The 20,994-nt window shown below is 60.9% G+C and carries 13 protein-coding genes and 2 pseudogenes; all 15 read left to right on the top strand.

Going from position 1 to position 20,994, the window contains the following annotated elements:
- Positions 1 to 66 precede the first annotated feature (66 nt).
- Positions 67 to 474, top strand: coding sequence for an ExbD/TolR family protein (locus AO277_RS13610; protein WP_002552107.1), 408 nt, complete (start codon positions 67 to 69; stop codon positions 472 to 474).
- Positions 475 to 476: 2 nt separating this feature from the next.
- Complete coding sequence (locus AO277_RS13605; RefSeq protein WP_044318190.1) at positions 477 to 1,256, top strand: energy transducer TonB family protein; 780 nt, start codon at positions 477 to 479, stop codon at positions 1,254 to 1,256.
- Positions 1,257 to 1,276: 20 nt separating this feature from the next.
- Positions 1,277 to 3,559, top strand: a complete 2,283-nt coding sequence (locus tag AO277_RS13600; protein WP_044318189.1) for a TonB-dependent receptor — start codon at positions 1,277 to 1,279, stop codon at positions 3,557 to 3,559.
- A gap of 25 nt (positions 3,560 to 3,584) precedes the next feature.
- Complete coding sequence (locus AO277_RS13595; protein WP_044318188.1) at positions 3,585 to 4,235, top strand: MotA/TolQ/ExbB proton channel family protein; 651 nt, start codon at positions 3,585 to 3,587, stop codon at positions 4,233 to 4,235.
- Between the two features lie 63 nt (positions 4,236 to 4,298).
- Positions 4,299 to 5,540, top strand: a pseudogene (locus AO277_RS13590) (phospholipase D-like domain-containing protein).
- A gap of 114 nt (positions 5,541 to 5,654) precedes the next feature.
- The gene (locus AO277_RS13585) at positions 5,655 to 6,140 is read left to right on the top strand and encodes a GNAT family N-acetyltransferase (protein ID WP_044318187.1); all 486 of its coding nucleotides are present in this window, start codon (positions 5,655 to 5,657) and stop codon (positions 6,138 to 6,140) included.
- A gap of 170 nt (positions 6,141 to 6,310) precedes the next feature.
- Complete coding sequence (gene mltA, locus AO277_RS13580) at positions 6,311 to 7,501, top strand: murein transglycosylase A (RefSeq protein ID WP_044318186.1); 1,191 nt, start codon at positions 6,311 to 6,313, stop codon at positions 7,499 to 7,501.
- Positions 7,502 to 7,783: 282 nt separating this feature from the next.
- Positions 7,784 to 8,923, top strand: coding sequence for a cellulose biosynthesis protein BcsQ (gene bcsQ, locus AO277_RS13575; RefSeq protein WP_002556132.1), 1,140 nt, complete (start codon positions 7,784 to 7,786; stop codon positions 8,921 to 8,923).
- Positions 8,920 to 11,139, top strand: coding sequence for a UDP-forming cellulose synthase catalytic subunit (bcsA, locus tag AO277_RS13570; RefSeq protein WP_002556133.1), 2,220 nt, complete (start codon positions 8,920 to 8,922; stop codon positions 11,137 to 11,139). The genes bcsQ and bcsA overlap by 4 nt, the downstream gene beginning before the upstream one ends.
- A 14-nt stretch (positions 11,140 to 11,153) precedes the next feature.
- Positions 11,154 to 13,409, top strand: coding sequence for a cellulose biosynthesis cyclic di-GMP-binding regulatory protein BcsB (gene bcsB / locus AO277_RS13565; protein WP_044318185.1), 2,256 nt, complete (start codon positions 11,154 to 11,156; stop codon positions 13,407 to 13,409).
- Between the two features lie 3 nt (positions 13,410 to 13,412).
- A complete protein-coding gene (bcsZ, locus tag AO277_RS13560) occupies positions 13,413 to 14,573 on the top strand; it encodes a cellulose synthase complex periplasmic endoglucanase BcsZ (protein ID WP_044318184.1) in 1,161 nt (386 codons plus the stop codon).
- A gap of 26 nt (positions 14,574 to 14,599) precedes the next feature.
- Complete coding sequence (locus tag AO277_RS13555) at positions 14,600 to 18,496, top strand: cellulose biosynthesis protein BcsC (RefSeq protein WP_044318183.1); 3,897 nt, start codon at positions 14,600 to 14,602, stop codon at positions 18,494 to 18,496.
- Positions 18,497 to 18,511: 15 nt separating this feature from the next.
- On the top strand, positions 18,512 to 19,198 hold the full coding sequence (locus AO277_RS13550) for an SGNH/GDSL hydrolase family protein (RefSeq protein ID WP_044318182.1): 687 nt from the start codon (positions 18,512 to 18,514) through the stop codon (positions 19,196 to 19,198).
- Positions 19,195 to 19,869, top strand: a complete 675-nt coding sequence (locus AO277_RS13545) for an alginate O-acetyltransferase AlgF (RefSeq protein WP_044318181.1) — start codon at positions 19,195 to 19,197, stop codon at positions 19,867 to 19,869. Before AO277_RS13550 ends, AO277_RS13545 begins: the two co-directional genes overlap by 4 nt.
- A gap of 18 nt (positions 19,870 to 19,887) precedes the next feature.
- Positions 19,888 to 20,930, top strand: a pseudogene (locus AO277_RS13540) (MBOAT family O-acyltransferase); the annotation flags it as partial.
- Between the last annotated feature and the right edge of the window lie 64 nt (positions 20,931 to 20,994).

Raw genomic sequence — 20,994 nt, 5'->3', positions numbered from 1 at the left:
TAAACCTAACTGATCGGTCATATTCGGTTGCTAGATTCTCGGCCTCTGACAAGAAGGGCGGATGGTATGAGAACGTGGGACGAACCTAAAAAACGCAAGGCGCACATCGAACTGATCCCGATGATCGACGTGATGATGTTCCTGCTGGTTTTTTTCGTACTGGTCAGCCTGAACGTGATTCCGGCTCTGGGGATGAAAACCCAGCTGCCGAGCGCCAGCAGTTCACAGCAGCTCAAGCCGCAGAACAAATCGATCCTGACCCTGGGCCTCAACGGCGAATTACAGCTTGATGGCAAGGCGACCACAGTCGAGGCTCTGGTGCCTGCCTTGAAGGCGCTGGAAAAGCCCGATACTAAAACCACCATTATTGTCAACAGCGACAAGGGCGTTGAGGTCGCACGTCTGGTCGAGATTATGGACACCTTGCGTCTGGGTGGCTTTACCTCGGTTTCCATTGCCACGCGTAAATCCTGACCATGTATGTCCTGTTTCGTGTACGTCAGTGGCTCGCAGGCCTGCCAGCGCTGGTGGCGCTCATCGTGATTGTGATGGGGGTGCAGACGCGGGCCCTTAAGGTAGAGCCGGTTTATGACCAGTCAGCCGTGGAGCTGGCGTTGATCGAGCCTGAGCCTCCAGCGCCAGAGCCCGTGGTGCCGACCGAGCCGCTTCCGGTTCAGCCTGAAGAGCCGCCACCACCGCCGCCCGTGGTGGAAAGCGAAGACGCCGAGCCTGCTCCGCCACCGCCCAAGCCCATGCCTAAACCTGTCCCCAAGCCCGTGCCCAAGCCCAAGCCGGAACCCAAGCCGGAACCCAAGCCGCGCCCGGAACCGGTGCCCAAGCCAGCCCCGGCGCTAGTAAAGCCCGCCGAGCCGGTCCAGGCCCCCAGTAAGCCTGTGGCCAGCGCTGCCGTCGCGCCGCCTCAGCCACCGGCGCAGCCGAAAGTAGACACGCAGGGCCTCGAAGGCGGCTACCTCAAAGGGCTGCGTAACGATCTGGATGGCTACAAACAGTACCCGACCGGACGCCAGGCCTCACTGGAGCGTCCGAGCGGCGAAGTGGTGGTGTGGTTATTGGTTGATCGCCAGGGGCGAGTGCTGGACTCCGGCATTCAGACCCAGGCGTCCAGCATGCTGCTCAACCGCGCAGCAGCCAACAGTCTGCGACGCATCAAGCAAGTCAAACCGTTTCCCGAGCAAGCCTTCGGCGGGCGTAGCGAACAGCGCTTCACCGCCACCTTCAACTACAGCGTGCAATAGCACTGACAAGGAACAGAGTGATGAAGCTTTCCAGAATTCACCTTGCGTTGGTCGCCGCTGGCATGAGCCACGGCATGGCCATGGCTGATTCGAGTGCCAGTGACGTCGGCACCATTGGCGTACAAGGGAAGGCGACGGTTGGCGGTGGCTACATGGTTCAGGAGGAGAGCATCAAGGCGCGCTCCACGGTGACCAAGGAGGCGCTCGACAAGCAGACCGCAACAGGTAACGCGATCGATAAACTCAAGTACACGCCGGGCCTGAATATCTCCAGTGAAGATGCCACCGGCCTGTCGGGCTTTCGCTTTACCATGCGCGGCCTCAACTCCGATCAGGTCGGCATGTCGGTAGACGGTATGCCGATCAACGACTCTGGCAACTATGCACTGTATTCCAACCTGCTGGGCGACCCGGAAAACATCGATCAGATCTTCGTCACCCAGGGCTCTGCCGAGAGTGACGGCCCGCACATCGGTTCCAGCGGTGGCAACATCGGTATTGTCACCATTCGGCCCACCAAGGAAACCGGCGCATTCGTCAAACAAAGTGCAGGCAGCAACGGTACTTACAAGACCTTTGCGCGGCTCAATACCGGTGAAATCAACGGGCTGAGCAACTGGCTGTCGATGTCTCACACCGAAGGCCAGAAATGGCGCGGTGACGGTGCCGTGCGCGCTGACAAGGTGGAGTGGAACAGCTTCTTCGACATGGGCTCGGGCAATACGGCCAACCTGATCCTCAAGTACCACGAGCAGGATAACAACAGCTACAGCCAGCTCACCAAGAGCCAGTTCCAGCAGAACGGGCGCAAGTTTGACCCCTATCCTTCGACTCCCGCGCTGGGCAGCAACGGCAAGCTGTCCAGTTATTACGAACTGGCGCAAAACCCGTTCCAGACGTTCACCGCCGTGCTCAATACCCAATTCAAACTGGCCGACAATCTGGCGCTTTCAGTCATCCCCTATTACTTCTGGGGTAACGGCAGCGGAGTAAACAGTTCCTCCTATGCGCTCAACCGCGGCTCGAATCAGAACGGTGTATTCGACCTGAGCAACTTGCCGACGGCTGCCGCTTATAACGCTGATGGCTCATCGACCACCGGCGTGTATTACCGACCTTCGCGCACCCAGACCTGGCGTCCGGGGATCACCACCAAGCTCAATTGGGATGTCAACGACGAGCACAGCGTGCAAGTCGGCTACTGGTATGAGCGCGCGCGTCAGTTGCAGACTCAGCCTTTCATTCGCCTGAAGAGCAACGGCAAGCCGGAAAGCATCTGGCCAGACTCGGATTACATGGTCGATGCCAACGGCAATGAGATCCAGGGCCGTGATCGCTATACCGTGACGCCTGCACAAAAAGTATGGGCTCAGGACACCTGGTATTTCGCCCCGGACTGGACGCTGATCGGCGGCCTGGCCTACATGAATGTCGAGCGTGAAGGCAATAACCACGGCAGCCTTACCGAGCGGCCGGAAAAACGTGACCAGACCTACAACAAGCTGCTGCCGAACGTAGGCCTCAAGTATCAGCTGGATGAGCCTGACCAGTTGTTCTACAGCCTGTCGCGCAACATGCGCATACCGCAGAACTACGTCCTTTATGACCCGGGCACCGGTTCCATCAACAGCAAGCCGGAGACCAGCTGGAACCATGAACTGGGCTGGCGCTTTACCGAACAGGACATGACGCTGGCCGCCACCCTGTTCTACATGCAGTTCAAGGACCGCCAGGTGTCATCGAGAGACATCAATGGTGACTTTGCCGACATCAATGCCGGTGCAGTCGATAACAGCGGGCTGGAACTGGAGTGGAGCGGCCTGCTGCCGCACCATTTCAATTACTACACCTCGTACACCTACACCCGCGCCAAACAGAAGGATGACCTGACCGTTTTCAATAACGGCGCTGCCATCGAGCTGCCTACCAGCGGCAAGCAGTTTGCCAACGTGCCGAAGAACATGCTGGCCGCCAACATCGGCTACGACGACGGCAGTTATTACGGCACCTTCGGAGCCAAGTTCACCAGCGAGCTGTATGGCGACCTGACCAACGACGAAAGCATTCCGGGGCGCACCATCTTCAATCTGGGCGCGGGCATCTATCTGCCGGTGGACAAGAAAATCGTCAAGGATGCCACCTTGCGTCTGAACGTCGACAACCTGTTCGACAAGGAGTACCTGGACGGCGTGTACACCACCAAGACCAACGCAGGTACATACAGCGGCTTCCGCGATGGCGACCCGGCGTACATCGTCGGCGTCGAGCGTACCGTTACCGTTTCTCTTGAAGCCAATTTCTAATCTTCATTGACCAGAGGTCTGTGCCATGGACATGAATCAGCTTCACGACATCACCTTCTATTTGATGTACGCCGCCATCGCGGTAGCGATCTTTGTCGCGATCGAACGGGGTATCTACTTTGCTTATGTACGCCGTCAGGCACGGGCGCTGCAAACGGCACTCAGTGCTTCGGTGCACAGTGAAAAGGATCTGCCGGAGGCGCTGACACGCCGGGCCGGTTTGCCGCTGAGCATGGTCCTGCCGGTGCTTGCGCAAAAAAATGCTCAGGGCTCGCGCAGGGATCTGGATGATGTCATCGAAACCCAGTACCTGAGCACTCGCGCGCCGCTGGCCCACAGCCTCTGGCTGATCGAGACCATCACTACCGCTGCACCTCTGTTGGGGTTGCTGGGCACCATTCTGGGCATCATCGACACGTTCAAGGCGCTGGCCAGTGCCGGGGTGTCCGATCCCGGGCAGATTTCTGCCGGTATCGGCACGGCGCTGTTCGCGACCGGGCTGGGTATTGCCATCGCCTTGTTCTGCGTGGTCTTTCATAACTACTTTCAGGACAGCCTGGAACGCATCAACGATCAACTCAAGATCCTGTTGATCCGCGCTTCCAGCGGCGCACGGGTGCAGGATGAAACCGAGCATTCGGCTGCCCCGGTCCAACCGAAATACCGCACTGCCTGATCAACCTGCCGACGTGTGCCCTTGGCATGCGCCTTCCTGCCTGCGTCCGGCGATGAGGCCCGCATGTTCTTTGATCTTCCAGGCCGTAGGGTACTTACGCGTTCCCGCGTCGTGATCGCAGCGTTACTGCTGACGAGTTCGTTTGCGCAGGCCGACTTCGCTATTCCAGGTTTCGAGCTGGTACACACCGTTCCGCTCGGAACCGACCTGCAGACGCCTGACCTGCGAGCGCCCGGCGAGGTCTGGCGTGAACTGTTCGATGGAGCCCGCAAGGGTATCGATATCGAGCAGTTCTATGCCGCAGACCATGCCGGTTCGGTGATGGACAAGGTGCTTGAAAGCCTGACTGCAGCGGGGCAGCGCGGGGTGAAAATCCGTTTTCTGCTGGAGGAAAAAGGCCTGAAAATGTCCGATCCGCAGACCCTTGAGCGGTTGCGGGCGATACCCAACCTCACCTTGCGCGTACTGCCATACGCCAAGCTCACGGGCAGCGGCATCATTCACGCCAAATTCATCGTCGTGGATGGCCGGTAGGCGTTCATAGGCAGTCAGAATTTCGATTGGCGCTCACTGGAGCACATCCATGAAACCGGCCTGCGCATCGACGAGCCGAATGTCGTGCGCCAGACGCAGGCCGTGTTCGATCAGGACTGGCTAGCCCAGGCCGCCATCGCCGAAGGCAAACCGATTCCGGTGCCACACTCGAACAAGAACGCTTTGCCCGCTGGCAACTATCTGGTCGCCAGTCCGCAGCGCTATAACCCGCCCGGCGTACTCGACTCCCAGACCGAGCTGCCGCGTTTGCTGGCGCAAGCCAGCCGCGAGGTTCGCGTCCAGTTACTGGATTACGCGCCCTTGTCCTACGGGCCTGACAAAACCCGGCCTTACTATGCGGTCATCGATAACGCCATACGTAGCGCCGCCGCTCGTGGCGTTTCGATCAAGCTCATAGTGTCGGACTGGAACACAGGCATGCCCGAAGTTGCCTATTTGAAGAGTCTGGCCCTGGTGCCCAACGTGCAGGTGCGCATCGTCACGCTGCCCGTAGCCGCCGAGGGTTTCATCCCGTATGCCCGCGTGATCCACAGCAAGACCATGGACATTGATGATCAGGTCGCATGGGTTGGCACCAGCAACTGGCTCGGCGGTTATCTCGACAACTCGCGCAACCTGGAAGTGGTGATGCACGACAGCACAATGGCCAAGCGCATCGGCGCTCTGCATGAGCAGCTATGGGATGGGCCGTATGCCAAACCAATCGACATCAACCGCGACTATCCGGAACCGCATCCGGGCCGGCCTTGACAGTAAACAGAGGGGCAGCCGGAAGGGCGACGCCGGGCGTTAAGCATGGCGGGTTGTATCGACAATCAGAATGCGTCTGGGTCCGGACGGAACAGGTCTGGCAAGGAGTCTGAAATGAGTTTGATCGTTCGTGCGATGGCAGACAGTGACTGGTCTTCGCTGGCTCAGATTTTTGAACAGCCGGTGTTCCGTTGGTGGACGCTTCGGATGCCATACCAGTCAATCAGCGACATAAAAAAACTTGTTGAAGGTCGCAGCGCTTCAGGCCTTTCCCTGGTTGCCGAGCGCGATGGCATCGTTGTCGGGTGCGCCATGCTCTATCGCTTTCAGGGACGAAGGCAGCACGTAGCTGATTTCTGGATGGGGGTCGCAGACGGTCATCATCGCCAGGGCATTGGCGACGAATTATTGAAAGAGCTGTCTGCAACCGCCTGCCGATGGATGAATGTAAAACGCCTGGAGCTTACCGTCTTCGTTGATAACGAGCCTGCTATTGCGCTTTATAAAAAGAATGGCTTTGTCATAGAGGGGACGCACCTGAAATTTGCCTATCGGGATGGTGAATACATAGATGCTTTCAGTATGGCGGCAGTCTACTGAAGTGCTCTGAATGGGGTGGCAGGAGCGGCCTTCAATAAACCCGCTCTTGATATCAATATGCCCGGCTTTGGTGATGAATGAAGCTCCCCACTAGGCCCCTCTGCCCGCTTCAGCCACAATGACGCCTTTTACCCTCCAGCCTGCTGTGGGCTGTAAAAGGATTGCTGCTGATGATGCTCTCTTTCAAGCCATGGTTTCGGGGGCTGGCGCTGGCTTTGCCGCTGGCTGCCCTGCTGACCGCGTGTGACAAGTCCGATAAGCCGGTGACGCCGCCTGCACCGCCACACACCACTTATAGCCAGGCTGGTTGGGACGCGCTGCCAGCCGTGTCGGACGCCGACTTGCAAGCCGGGTTTGCCTCATGGCGCAGTGCGTGTGTTCGTCTGAAGGCTGATGCCGTGTGGGGACCGACCTGTGCGGCGGCGGGCAGCCTTGTGGCGGCTCCGGATGCGGCGCAGATCCGTACGTTTTTGCAGAGCCAGTTGCAGGTCTACAGCCTGCGCGCTGATGGCGGCAGTGCCGATGGCCTGATCACCGGTTATTACGAGCCTGTCTACCCTGGCAGCCTGACTCAGACCGCCACGGCTAACGTGCCGGTTTACGGCATTCCGGACGATCTGATCGTGGTCAATCTGGACAGCATTTATCCCGAACTCAAGGGCAAGCGCTTGCGCGGTCGGCTTGAGGGGCGGGTGCTCAAGCCTTACGACGATGCCGCGACGATCAACGCGCAGGGGTTGAATGCGCCGGTGATTGCCTGGCTGACCGACCCGATGGATGTGCAGTTCCTGCAGATTCAGGGCTCCGGGCGGGTGAGTCTGGAGGATGGCTCGCAGCTGCGTCTGGGCTATGCCGATCAGAACGGCCGCCCTTATCGCGCGATTGGTCGCTGGCTGGTGGAGCAGGGCCAGTTGAAGAAGGAAGACGTAACCATGGGCAGCATCGCAGCCTGGGCCAAAGCGCATCCGGAGCGGGTCAGCGAGTTGCTGGCCAGCAACCCCAGCTATGTGTTTTTTGCCCGTAACCCCGACAGCAATGAAGGCCCGCGCGGCTCGCTCAACGTGCCGCTGACACCGGGCTACAGCGTAGCCATCGATCGCAAGGTGATTCCTCTGGGTAGTCTGCTCTGGCTCTCCACCACACGGCCGGATGGAAGCAGCGTGGTGCGTCCGGTCGCGGCGCAGGACACGGGCGGTGCGATTGCCGGTGAAGTGCGCGCTGATCTGTTCTGGGGCTCTGGCGATGAGGCCGGGAAGCTGGCAGGTGACATGAAACAGAAAGGCAATATCTGGTTGCTGTGGCCCAAGGGTATGGCGTTGCCGCAGACTGTCGATGCAGTATCTGCGCCCGCTGGCCACTGATTTAATTCGATCCTTCCCATTAGCGGCTATATATCCGATCCACTGGATATATAGCTGCTGGTGCGAAAAAACCTCGATTCAGCCCCGTTTGCCGCCGATTGTGTCCAGATCCACAATTTTCTAACGCCAATAAAATGTCGAAAAACGAGTGATTTACCGCTCATCGGTAAATTGTGGACGTCATATATCGGTTTCCTGACACTGTCACAGTGATATTACACATTAGTATTAACGCTTTTCCACAGGGGGTGTGCTTGGCGGCCCCATTTGAGGTCGTACAGAATGAGTCGTGCTGACGATGTGGCCAATCTGTTTCAACGTTTCGGCGCGAGCTCTGACGGTTATCTGGAGATAGACAACAGCCTGGATTATCAGGAATCGTCTGTTTCCAGAACCCCGTCTGCTGCACTGCAGCGCGCGACCTCTCAGCCGTCTCTTGAGCAACCTTGTTCAACGCTGCCGGCGCAAAACAACTCGACTGCACCTGATTTGATAGCGCCCGATAAAACCAGGCGCATAGCCGCTGACACATTGGCGAAACTGCTCGCCGAGGCTGCTCAGGCGCGGCAGGCCGAGGCGCAGGCGCGTAACAACGAGGCACTGGCTCAGTCGATGGGCAAAGGCCAACTTTCCAGAACCCCGGCACACGTCATCGCGGTGGTGTCAGCCAAAGGCGGGGTGGGTAAAAGCACCTTGAGCGCGGCGCTGACCAGCCTGGTCAAAGTGCCAGGCGGGCAGACGCTGGCCATCGACCTCGACCCGCAAAACGCCTTGCAGCACCATCTCAACGCCAGCCCGGATGTGGCAGGCCTCGGTGGTGCCAGCCTGAGCGGCGAGAACTGGCGGGCCCTGTTACTGAGCGGGTCTGCTGACACGCAGCTGCTGGCGTATGGCGCGCTGCAGCTTGACGAGCGTCGTTCTCTGGAGCGTTTTCAGGAAAGTGACGCGCACTGGCTGGTTCGCCAGATTGCGCGCATGCAATTGAGTGCGCGCGACGTGGTGGTTCTCGACGTGCCGTGTGGTGATTTGCTCATGCTGGAACAGGCACTGAATGCCGCCAGCCAAGTGCTGGTCGTGCTCACCGCCGATGCGGCGTGCTACCTGACGCTGGACCAGATGCAGGGCTGGCTTGAGCCTGTGCTGGCCGGTCCGCAGCCGCCGGTCTGTCATTACGTCATCAATCAGTTCGATGCATCGCGCACGTTCAGTCGCGACATGCGCGATGTCATGGCAAAGCGTCTTGGCGGGCGTTTGCTGGGCATCGTGCACAAGGATAACGCGCTCGCAGAAGCGCTGGCTTACGGACACAACGCGGTACAGGTTCCGAGCGCCTCCCCAGGCACTCAGGACCTGCGCGTGCTGAGTCACTTGCTGATCACCAAACTGCTGACTCAGGACGTAGAAGAGACCCGATTGTCATGACTAACCTGTCGCTCGACGCGTCCCCACCCCGGACGCGCTCATCGCTGTGGCTGAATGCTTTGTCGGCAAGGTTCGGCCAGCAGTCCAGAACCCTGCGCCGCGCACTGAAAACCGTGGCCATTGTTGTCGGCCTGCTGCTGATGGCGCTGGTCGTCACCGTGCCTCTGGACCTCTACGCGCAGTGCTTTTTTGCCTTGGCCTGTTTTGCCGCGATGCTGGTGATTCGCAAGATGCCGGGGCGCATTTCGGTGCTGGCGCTGGTGACGCTGTCGTTGCTGGCGTCGTTTCGGTACATGTACTGGCGGCTGACCTCGACTCTTGATTTCGATAACTGGCTGGACAGCCTGCTGGGCTACGGGCTGATCGTCGCCGAGTTCTACACGCTGATCGTCATCGTGCTGGGTTATGTGCAGACCGCCTGGCCGCTGCACCGCAAGCCTGTGATCATGCCGAGCGATTCCAGTCAGTGGCCGACTGTGGATGTGTTTATCCCTTCGTACAACGAAGCGCTGAGCATCGTCAAACTGACCATTTTTGCGGCGCAGTCCATTGATTGGCCGCGAGACAAACTGCGTGTCTACGTACTTGATGACGGCCGCCGAGAAGACTTTCGCGAGTTCTGCGAGCAGATCGGTGTTGGCTACCTGACCCGTGAAAACAATTACCACGCCAAGGCCGGTAACCTGAACGAAGCGCTCAAGTCCACCGATGGCGAATACATCGCCATGTTTGATGCCGACCACGTGCCGACCCGCTCTTTTTTGCAGGTCGCCATGGGCTGGTTCCTCAAGGACCCGAAACTGGCGATGCTGCAGACGCCGCACTTTTTCTTCTCGCCTGACCCGTTCGAAAAGAACCTCGATACATTCCGCAGCGTGCCTAACGAGGGCGAGCTGTTTTACGGCCTGCTGCAGGACGGCAACGACCTGTGGAACGCGACTTTCTTCTGCGGCTCCTGTGCGGTGTTGCGGCGCTCGTCGTTGCTGGACATCGGTGGTGTGGCCACTGAAACCGTGACCGAGGATGCGCACACAGCGCTGAAGCTGAACCGGGCCGGCTACAACACGGCGTACCTTGCGATTCCCCAGGCGGCGGGGCTGGCGACGGAAAGTCTGTCACGTCATGTTGCCCAGCGTATTCGCTGGGCGCGGGGCATGGCGCAGATCTTTCGCACCGACAACCCGCTGCTGGGCAAAGGTCTGTCGCTGGGCCAGCGGCTGTGCTACGCCAACTCGATGCTGCACTTCTTTTACGGCTTGCCGCGTCTGGTATTTCTCACTGCGCCACTGGCCTACCTGCTGTTCGGCGCCGAGGTCATGCACGCCTCGGCGCTGATGATCACCGCCTATGTGTTGCCGCACCTTGCCCACGCCAGCCTGACCAATTCGCGGATTCAGGGCCGCTTCCGCCATTCGTTCTGGAACGAGGTCTACGAGGCGGTGCTGGCGTGGTACATCATGGGCCCGGTGCTGATGGCGCTGGTCAATCCGAAATTCGGTGGCTTCAACGTGACCGACAAGGGCGGAGTGGTCGAGGAGAAGTTTTTCGACTGGACGCTGGCGCGGCCTTACATCGTGCTGCTGACGCTGAACGCAGTGGTCTTCGCACTCGGTATCTATAGCCTCTACCAACTGGGCTGGAATAACGATGCGATCACCCTGACCATCGTCATCAACATGGCCTGGACGATCTACAACATCATCATCACCAGCGCTGCGATTGCGGTGGCCAGCGAGATCCGTCAGGTGCGCACCGAGCCCCGGGTCCAGGCCAGACTGCCGATTCGCGTTACCCGCGCCGATGGCGTGGTATTCGACGCCGTGACTCAGGATTTTTCCCAGACCGGCCTCGGACTGGTGATGCCCGCCGATTCGGGCATCGACAGTGGCGACAGCATCACGGTGTCGCTGTATCGCGGTACGCAGACCAGCCATTTCCCTGCCACGGTGATGTTCTGCCGCGACGGTTATCTGGGCACTCGTTTCGATGATCTGTCGCTGCGTCAGCAGAGCGAGCTGGTACGCCTGACCTTTGGCCGTGCCGACACCTGGGCCTCGACCTGGGGCCGCGGCAAGCCGGACACACCGCTGTCTGCGCTGCGCGAAGTCAGCCACATCGGTGTTCGTGGCGTCGTCGAGTTGCTCAAGGCCACTCGCAAGGATTTCAGCCGGTTACTGCCGACCCGTAAAAAAATCTCCCCACCTCCCGCAAATTGATGGATTGAGTAGTCATGACTAAACGGTATTTTCTCGGTGCCGAACGCTTCGCCGTTCGCCGCTCATGGGCCCTGTTGGCTTGTGCGTTGTCCGTGCTCTCCACCGGGATGTGGGCAAGCGCTGCTGAAACCAAGGGTGCCAACGAGGGTTACAGCGTGACGCTGCAACAACTGGGGCGCAATTACCCGATGAACCTGCGCGGTGTGGAAGCCACCGACAGCGTCAACTTCAATGTGCGTGCCGATCAGGTGGTGACCGGCGCAAGCCTGTCGCTGAGCTACAGCTATTCGCCGGCGTTGCTGGCGGACCTGTCGCAGATCAACGTCATGATCAACGACGAAGTGGCCGCGACCCTTCCGTTGCCCAAGGAAGGTGCCGACAAGCCGCAGACGCAGGTGATCGAGATTCCGCCGCAGATGATCACCGAGTTCAACCGCCTGAGCCTGCAGTTCATCGGCCATTACACGATGAGCTGCGAAGACCCGAAGCATTCCAGCCTCTGGGCACGGATCAACAACGACACGCGTCTGGATATCCGCGTGACGCCGTTCGCGTTGCCCAACGATCTGGCCATTTTGCCGCTGCCGTTCTTCGACCGTCGCGATGACCGTGACGTAAACCTGCCGGTGGTGATGGGCGCGGCACCCGATAACGCGACGCTCGAAGCTGCAGGCGCGCTGGCTTCATGGATTGGCGCGGCCAAGACCCGCTCGCGCATGGCCAGCTTCCCGGCGCACTTCAATGAGCTGCCGGCCAAGGGCAATGCGCTGGTATTGCTCAAGGGCGATGGTCCATTGCAGCTCGGCGCGCTGACGATGCCTGCGCCGAAAGGCCCGACCCTGACGATGGTGACCCATCCCAACGACCCGAACAGCAAGCTGTTGGTAATCACCGGGCGTGACTCGGCGGAACTCAAGCGGGCGGTCAATGCGCTGGTGGTCGGCGGTCAGAGCCTGGTCGGCAGCAGCGCATTGATCGAGCGTGTCGACCTGCTCGCGCCGCGCAAACCGTATGACGCGCCGAACTGGCTGCCCAGTGATCGGCCGATCAAACTGGGCGAGCTGATGCCTGCCAACAAACTCAACGTCTCCGGTTACGACCCGGGTGACATCACCGTGCCGTTGAACCTGCCGCCAGACCTGTTCAGCTGGCGTGAAGACGGCGTGCCGTTGAACCTCAAATACCGCTACACACCGCAGGAACGCTCGAACAATTCGTCGATCATGGTCAGCCTCAACGACACGCTGATCAAGGCCGAGCCGCTGCCGTCGATCGAGAACCTGAACAACTCTATCGTCTCGCGACTGACGGGCGGCGATGACACGATCAGCCGTGAAGCGCATGTGTACCTGCCGCTCAACTCCGTGGCCCTGCAATCGCGCCTGCAACTGCGCTACATGTTCGATTACCTCAAGCAGGGCGAATGTGGCGACATCATCATCGATAACATGCGCGGCAGCATCGATCCGGAATCGACGCTGGATTTCAGCGGTTACGACCACTTCATGGCCATGCCGAACCTGGGTGTGTTCAAGGATTCCGGGTTTCCGTTCACACGCCTGGCGGACCTGTCGCAGACCGCTGTGGTGCTGGCCGATCAGCCGAGTATTGAAGATGTCAGCGCTTACTTGAGCGTATTGGGCCGTTTCGGCGAATCGACCGGTTACCCGGCGACCGGTGTGTCGGTTATTCACGCTGCACAGATCGCCAGTGCCGCCGACAAGGACATTCTGGTCATGTCCTCGGGCAGCGATCAGCCGTTGCTCAAACAGTGGGCCGACCGTTTGCCGATTTCCGGCAATGCTCAGCAACAGGGCTTCGAGTTTTCCGATCTGGCCTTCCGTCTGCGCGACTGGATGAGCCCGGACCCGGATGAAAACCAGCGTCGGGCGCGGGTGGCCATGGCGTTTTCCAGTGACGCGCGCAGCACCTTCCTGACCGGTTTCGAATCGCCGCTGCACAAGGGGCGCAGTGTCGTGTTGATCTCCAGCGGTCAGCCCGGCGGCATGAGCGACGTTGCCCGTGCGCTGAGCAGCAGCGACAAGGTACAGGGCAGCCTGGTAGTGGTACGCGGCGATTCGGTCGAGGCGCTGGTTGCCGAGCAGAAGTACTACGTCGGTGACCTTGGGCCGATCAAATACGTGCAGTGGCTGATGTCGCGCAACGTGCTGTGGCTGCTGCTGGTGGTTGCTGTGGGTGTGGTGCTGGTGACCGGAGTTGCCTACCTGACCCTGCGCTCGCTCGCCAAGCGCCGTCTGGAGCAGGAATAAGCCATGCCGCTCCGTGCACTGAAACTGCGCCGCGCCTCGGGCTGGCTGGTCGGCCTGCTGGCGTCGGCGACCCTGACGCCGGTGTTGGCGAACAGCGCGTGCGATGCTGTGGCCTGGCCGTTCTGGCAGGACTATGCCACGCGCTATGTGCAGGCCGACGGCCGTATGCTGGAGTCGAGCCTGAAGGTCAACCACAGCACCTCCGAAGGTCAGTCCTACGGCATGCTCTTTGCTCTGGTGGCCAATGACCGCGCGCGCTTCGACGCGCTGTGGACGTGGACCGCCGCGAACATGATGGGGGCTGATGTCAAAACGCGTCTGCCGGGCTGGTTGTGGGGGCAGGGCAAGGATGGCAACTGGACGCTTCAGGACGCCAACTCCGCGTCCGATGCCGACCTGTGGATCGTCTACGCGCTGCTCGAAGCGGCGCGCGTCTGGCAGCACCCGGCCTATAGAGACGATGCGCTGGCCTTGCTCAAGAACGTGGAGTCGCGGCTGGTGGTCAATCTGCCGGGGCTCGGCAAAATGCTCCTGCCCGGCCCCGAAGGTTTCGCGCAGCCTGACCATCTATGGCGCTTGAACGCCAGCTACCTGCCTATTCCGCTGCTACGGCGCCTGGCGAAAGAAGCACCCGGCGGCCCATGGAAGGAAATTGCCGACAACACCGCGAAGCTGATCGACGCATCGAGCCCCAAGGGCTTTATCGCCGATTGGGTTGGCTACCGCGGGACCTCCCCGAAAAGCGGTCTGTTAGTGGTCGATCCGGTCACCGGCGAGCTGGGCAGCTATGACGCGATTCGCGTCTACCTCTGGGCGGGCATGACGCCTGCGTCCGACCCGTTGGCCGCGCGCTTGCTGGCGCGTCTCGACGGCATGGCGGTCAGCACGGCCTCCAGCGGCACGCCCCCGGAAAAAGTCCAGGTGATGAGTGGCATGAGCCAGGGCCAGGCTCCGTTTGGTTACTCGGCAGCGTTGCTGCCGTACTTCCAGGCCAAGGGTCAGACCTGGCTGGCCGAGCAGCAACAGCGCAGGGTCGAAGCCGGGGTCAGCCAGGCGCTGGCCCGTGACCCGAAAGACCGCACTGAACCGGCCTATTACAACCTCATGCTCAGCCTGTTTGCCTTGGGCTGGGTCGAAAAACGCTATCAGTTCCGTGAAGACTGAACCCTCAAATTATCCTGGGAGACGTCATGCCCGCGCGCCGCCACACGTTAGTCATCGGGTTGGTTGCCGCGATCGCAGCCAGCGTTTCTCAGGCTCAGGCCGCCACCGCCGAGGCGCAGTTGATCGAGCAGGGCCAGTACTGGCAGGCTCGCTCGAACCCGGTGCGGGCTGCCGAGGTCTGGCAGAAGGTGCTGCAGATCGACCCCAATCAGATCGACGCGTTGTATGGCATGGGGCTGATCGGCGTCAAACAGAACAAGCCGCAGCAGGCGCAGACTTACCTGGCTCGTCTGCAGGCCCTGTCGCCAGTGCCGTGGCAGTCGGTGCAACTGGAGCAGGACATCGCCCTCGCTCAGCCGCAGAATCAGGCCTTGCTGGATGAGGTCCGACGCCTCGCCGATGCCGGTGAGCGCGACAAGGCGACCGGGGTCTTTCGCCAACTGTTCAACGGCCGTTTGCCCGAGGGCACGATCGGGCGCGAGTACTACACCAACCTGGGGTTCAACAGCGCGGACTGGCCCGAAACGCGCAAGGGCTTTGAACGCCTGATGCGGCAGAACCCGGACGACTCGATTCTGGCGCTGTTCTTCGCCAAGCACCTGGCCCGCCGCGAAGACACCCGGGCCGAAGGGATCGCTGCGCTGGCGCGCCTGAGTAAGCACCCGGACATCGCCGGGGACGCCGATCAGAGCTGGCGCATGGCGCTGGTCTGGATCGGCCCGCCTGCGGCTGCGCAGGTGCCACTGTTCGACGCGTTTCTCAAGATTCATCCCGACGATCAGGAAATCCGCGACCAGTTGAACAAGGGCCGCCAGCAGAACACTGGCGGCGCTGCCTCAGGCTGGCAGCAGGACCCGTTGGTGGCGCGTGGCTTGAAGGCGCTGGAAAGAAATGATCACGCGGCGGCCGAAGAAGCCTTTGCCGCCCGCTTGAAAATCAAGGCGGACGATGTCGATGCGCTGGGCGGACTGGGCGTGGTGCGTCAGCAGCAGAACCGGCTGCCTGAAGCCGAACAATTGCTGACCCGCGCCACGCGCCACCCGGGCGGTGCGCGCTGGAAAAACGCGCTGGAAAACGTACAGCTCTGGACCTCGCTGCAACAAGCCCGTGATCTACAGGCCAAAGGACAGACCGGCAAGGCTCAAGCGTTGCTGGCGCAGGCGCAGCGGGAAAACCCTGACAACATCGACGTGCGTTTGACCCTGGCCGACGTGCAGGTGCAGGCAGGGCAACTGGACGCCGCGCAGGCAGGCTATCGTCAGGTGCTCGCGAGCCAGCGCGGCAATCCGCAAGCAATACGCGGGCTGATCAACGTGCTGGCCCAGCGTGGTCAGGCCGATGAAGCGCTACGCCTGCTCGACACATTGTCGCCGGGCGAACAGGCCAAACTGGGCGACAGCGGTCGCTTCAAGGCGCTGCGCTCCACACAAGTGGCGCGTCTGGCCGAGCAGCGTGGCGATGTTCGCGCTGCTCAGACGGCCTTGAAAGACGCGGTGAAGAGCGACCCGGACAATGTCTGGACGCGTTTTGACCTGGCGCGCCTGTACCTCAAGACCGACGAAGCGCCCAAGGCGCGCGTGCTGATCGACGAGCTGCTCAAGGCCCAGCCCAATAACATCGATGCGCTCTACACCAGCGCACTGCTGTCGGTGGAAATGGGCCAGTGGCAGGACGCGCAAACCACGTTTGCGCGCATCCCGGTGGATCAGCGCACGCCGGACATGAAAGCGCTCGCTGACGAAATCACCATGACCGTGCAGATCAATCTGGCCATCGGCATCGCCCGACGCGGTCAGCGCCAGGAAGCGTTGGCGCTGCTCGATCGCCTGCAACCGGTCGCCAGCGGCAGCCCGGAGCGTCAACTCACGCTGGCCAACGCTTACATTGATGCGGGCGAGCCCGCGCGCGGTCAGGAAATGGCCCTTGCCGCCATCGCTCAGGCCCCGGCGCCGTCGGCCGATCTGATGCTGCAATACGCCGGTCTGCTGCTCGCAGCGGGTGATGATGTGCAGGTCAATGCGATCCTGCGCAACGTGCAGGGTCAGCCGATGAGCGCGCAGACCCGCAAACGCTTCGATGACCTTTTGTACCGCTACCGCATTCGCCAGGCCGATCTGCTGCGTGAGGGTGGAGATCTGGCGGGCGCGTACGACACGCTGGCACCGGCTTTGGCGCAGCGCCCGGACGACATTCAGGCGGTGTCGGCGTTCGCCCGGATGTACACCGCCAATGGCGACAGCGCTCGCGCGTTCGAGCTGTACAAACCGTTGTTGCAGCGTCAGCCCAATGACCCGCAAGTGCTGCTGGGCGCAGCTGATGCGGCGGTCAAAGCGCATGATTATGGCTTTGCCGAAAAAGCCCTGAGCCAGTTCCGCAAACTGGAGCGCAACGACCCGCAGACCCTGACCGAAGCCGCACGTATCTACCAGAGCATGGGGCAGACTGGCGCGGCCACCGAGTTGCTGCGCAAGGCCGTGGCCATCGAACAGAGTGAAAAGCAGCGCGTGATGGCTGCGCAGGCTGTGCCGACCAGCATAACGTCGTCCAACCCGTTTGCGGCGGGCGGTTCACGTAGCCTGGCGGCGGCTTCGGCGATTCCCGCCCCGGCTCAGGTGTCGTTGAGCGGTGGGAGAGCACTTGAAACAAGCAATGCGCTTGAAACATCTGCACCGCGTGACACGGCTTACCCCGGCCAGATCGCCGCACAACAGCCGCTGTCTGCCGCACGTGCGCAAAGCGTGCGCGGCAATCCGTTCATGGCAGCCACCGACCGCGATCAGGCCAGCAGCGCGCAGCAGGCGCTCAATCGTATTCTTGGGCAGCGCAGTGGCTTCGTCAGTCAGGGCCTGAGCGTGCGTAGCAATAACAGCGAGGCGGGTCTGAGCAAACTGACCGTGGTCGAGACCCCGCTTGAGATCAACGTGCCTGCCGGTGATAACCGGGTGGCCGTGCGCGTCACGCCGGTGTCGCTGAATGCTGGCAGCGTGAAATCCGATGCAAGTGCCCGTTTTGGCGGTGGCACCAGCGGTGCTGCAGGTTCGCAGAGCGACAAGGGTGTCGGTCTGGCGGTAGCGTTCGAGCGCCCCAAAGAAGGCCTCAAGGCCGATATCGGCACCACGCCGATGGGCTTCAAATACACCACGGTCGCGGGTGGCGCGAGTGTCGACCGGCCGTTGGGTGACAACCCGGACCTGCGCTACGGCCTCAACGTGTCACGGCGTCCGGTGACGGACAGCGTGACCTCGTTTGCCGGTTCCACCGACGAGCGCAGCGGCCTGTCCTGGGGCGGCGTCACGGCCAACGGCGGGCGTGGCCAGATCAGCTATGACGACCAGACCATCGGCGGTTATGGCTACGGCTCGTGGCACAAGCTGGTCGGCAACAACGTGAAATCCAATACCCGAGGCGAAGTGGGTGGCGGCGTTTACTGGTACCTGCGCAATGCCGAGGACAGCAAGCTGACCGCAGGCCTGAGCCTGATGGGCATGAGCTATGACAATGACCAGAGCTACTTCACTTACGGCCACGGTGGCTATTTCAGTCCGCAGAGCTTCTATGCCATCGGCGTGCCGGTGATGTGGGCACAGCGCACCGAGCGTTTCAGCTATCAGGTCAAGAGTTCGGTCGGGGTCCAGCACTTCAAGCAGGACGGTGCCGAATTCTTCCCCGACGACAGCACGCTGCAGGCCGCGTCCGGCCAGCGCTACACAGGGCAGAGCAAAACCGGAATTGGCTACAACCTGAGCGCGGCAGGCGAGTACAAGCTCGATTCCAGCCTGTTCATGGGGGCCAATCTGGGCCTGGACAATGCCCGTGACTATCGCCAGTTCAGCGGCGCGCTTTACCTGCGTTACATGTTCGAGGACATGACCGGCCCGATGGCACTGCCGGTCAGCCCTTACCGTTCACCTTATTCCAACTGATTTCTGGAGAATTCGATGCCTTCCGTTCTTGCCGGTATGACCCTTCTGGTCCTGGGAGAAAGCCACATGAGTCTGGCCGATCATCTGATGGAACCGCTGCACGACAACTTGACCAGGCAGGGCGCTATCGTGCATTCGATCGGTGCCTGTGGCGCGAGTGCCGGTGCCTGTGGCGCGAGTGCCGGTGACTGGTTGATCACCAAAAAGGTCGATTGCGGGGCCGAGCAAAAAGGCAACGGCAAGATCGTCATCAAGGGACGTGACGCCACGACCACGCCCATCGGCGAGCTGATCGCGGCCGACAAGCCTGATCTGGTGGTGATCGTGATCGGCGACACAATGGCTTCCTATGACAAGCCTTCGTTTCCAAAGGCCTGGGCATGGCAAAGCGTCACCGGCCTGACCAAGGCGATTGCGGCCACGGGCACCAAGTGCGCCTGGGTCGGCCCTGCGTGGGGCAAGGTGGGCGGCATGTACCAGAAGAACGATGCACGTACCCAGTTGATGTCGCAGTTTCTGGCCAGCAACGTGGCGCCCTGCACGTACATCGACTCGCTGAGCTTCTCCAAACCGGGACAATGGATCACCACCGACGGTCAGCACTTTACCGTCGCCGGTTATAAATCCTGGGGCACCGCGATTGGCGATGCCTTGGGCAAACTCCCGGTCACCAGCGTCAGCGCAGCCGGAGCGAAGCAATGATCGCCCTGCGCCTGATGGCCGCTAGCGTCGCGGCCCTTTTGATCGGTGCTCAAGCGCAGGCGGCCGACATCGCCCTGTACCCGACAGGCCCGGCGCAGGATTCGGCGTTCATTCGCTTCGTCAATGCCACTGCCGCGCCGCTGCAAGTGGTTGCCCGGGAAGGCCAGGCACCGTTGCAACTGGACGCGGCAAAACCGGTGTCGCTGTTCTTTGCGGTGCAGGCCAGCAGCTCGATAAAAGGCACATTGATCAGCAGTGAGAAAAAGCTGCCGATGGACGTCAGCGTCGAGCCGGGCGAGTTCGCCACCGTCGTCCTCACCGTGCAGGCCGATGGCAGCCTTGCGGCGGTGACAGTGCGTGAGCAGCCTGATGATTTCAACGGTTTGAAGGCTTCGCTGGCGTTTTTCAGTCTGGATGCCGGTTGTGTGGAGGCAAGCCTGCGTCCGGCCGGTCGCACGGCTGATTTGTTCAAGGCGATCCCGACCGGTACGTTGCAGCGCCGCTCGATCAATCCGGTGAGCCTGTCGGTACAGCTGGTTTGCGCCAACGCCACTGTCGGCGCACCGCTGGATCTGGGGGAACTCAAGGCCGGTGAACGCTACAGCGTTTTGCTGGTGCCGTCCGCCACCGGACCGCGCCTGTTGTCGGCCACGGACACGCTGTCCAACTGATCGGGTTCTGTGGTCGTTATGGTATTCGCCTCGCTCGAGTTTCTGATGGTGTTCCTGCCGGCTTTTTTGCTGGCCTATGCCGCAAGCCCTGCGGCGTGGCGCAACGTCGTTCTGTTGATCGGCAGCTGGCTGTTCTACGGCTGGCTGAGCCCGCTGTTTCTGAGCCTGCACATCGTGTTGAAGATCGTGGCCTGGGTCGGCGGTTTGCTGGTCGATCGGGCGCGGCAAGGCTCAACAGGGCGGGTGCGTCTGCTGGTGGCACTGATCGTGTTCAACACCGCCGTGCTGTGCTGGTACAAATACGCCAACATCGTCGCCGGCAGCTGGAATCAGCTGATGAGTATTACGGAGCTATGCCGCTGCAATGGCAGCGCGTGGCGTTACCGGCCGGGCTGTCGTTCATCGTGTTGCAGGCGATTTCCTATCTGGTGGATGTACATAGGCACACCGTGCCGGTCGAGCGCAGTTTCATCAATTACGCGACCTACATCTCGATGTTCGGCCACTCGATTGCCGGGCCGATCATCCGCTATGACTGGGTGCGCCGCGAGTTGGTGCAGCGTCATTTCAACCGCCTGAATTTCGCTCTGGGCGCACGCCGTTTCATGATCGGCATGAGCATGAAAGTGCTGGTGGCCGACACCTTGTCACCGTTGGTCGATGTGGCGTTTCACTTGCCCGAGCCGTCGCTGGCCGATGCCTGGATCGGCTGTCTGGCGTACTCGCTGCAACTGTTCTTTGACTTTGCCGGTTACAGCGCCATGGCCATCGGTCTTGGGCTGATGCTGGGCTTTCACTTTCCCGAAAACTTCAACCGGCCGTACCTGGCCAGCAGCATTCAGGACTTCTGGCGGCGCTGGCACCTGTCGCTGTCCAGCTGGTTGCGCGACTACCTGTACATTGCCTTGGGCGGCAACCGGCATGGCGTCTGGAACACCTATCGCAACCTGTTTCTGACCATGGCCATCGCAGGTCTGTGGCATGGCGGCGACAGCTGGAACTACCTGTTGTGGGGCGCGGCACATGGCGTGGCTGGTATGACCCCCGAAGGTTGGACGCAACCTTTGGAGGCGTCATGGGTAAATATACAGTGCAGGCAAAACTCGCAGCCGTGAAAGAATATTG

It is taken from the genome of Pseudomonas amygdali (genome assembly GCF_002699855.1).
In the GTDB taxonomy this organism is placed as follows: Bacteria; Pseudomonadota; Gammaproteobacteria; order Pseudomonadales; family Pseudomonadaceae; genus Aquipseudomonas; species Aquipseudomonas amygdali.
The sequence above is the reverse complement of the archived record's forward strand: the minus strand, read 5'-3'. Positions and strand labels throughout refer to the sequence as shown.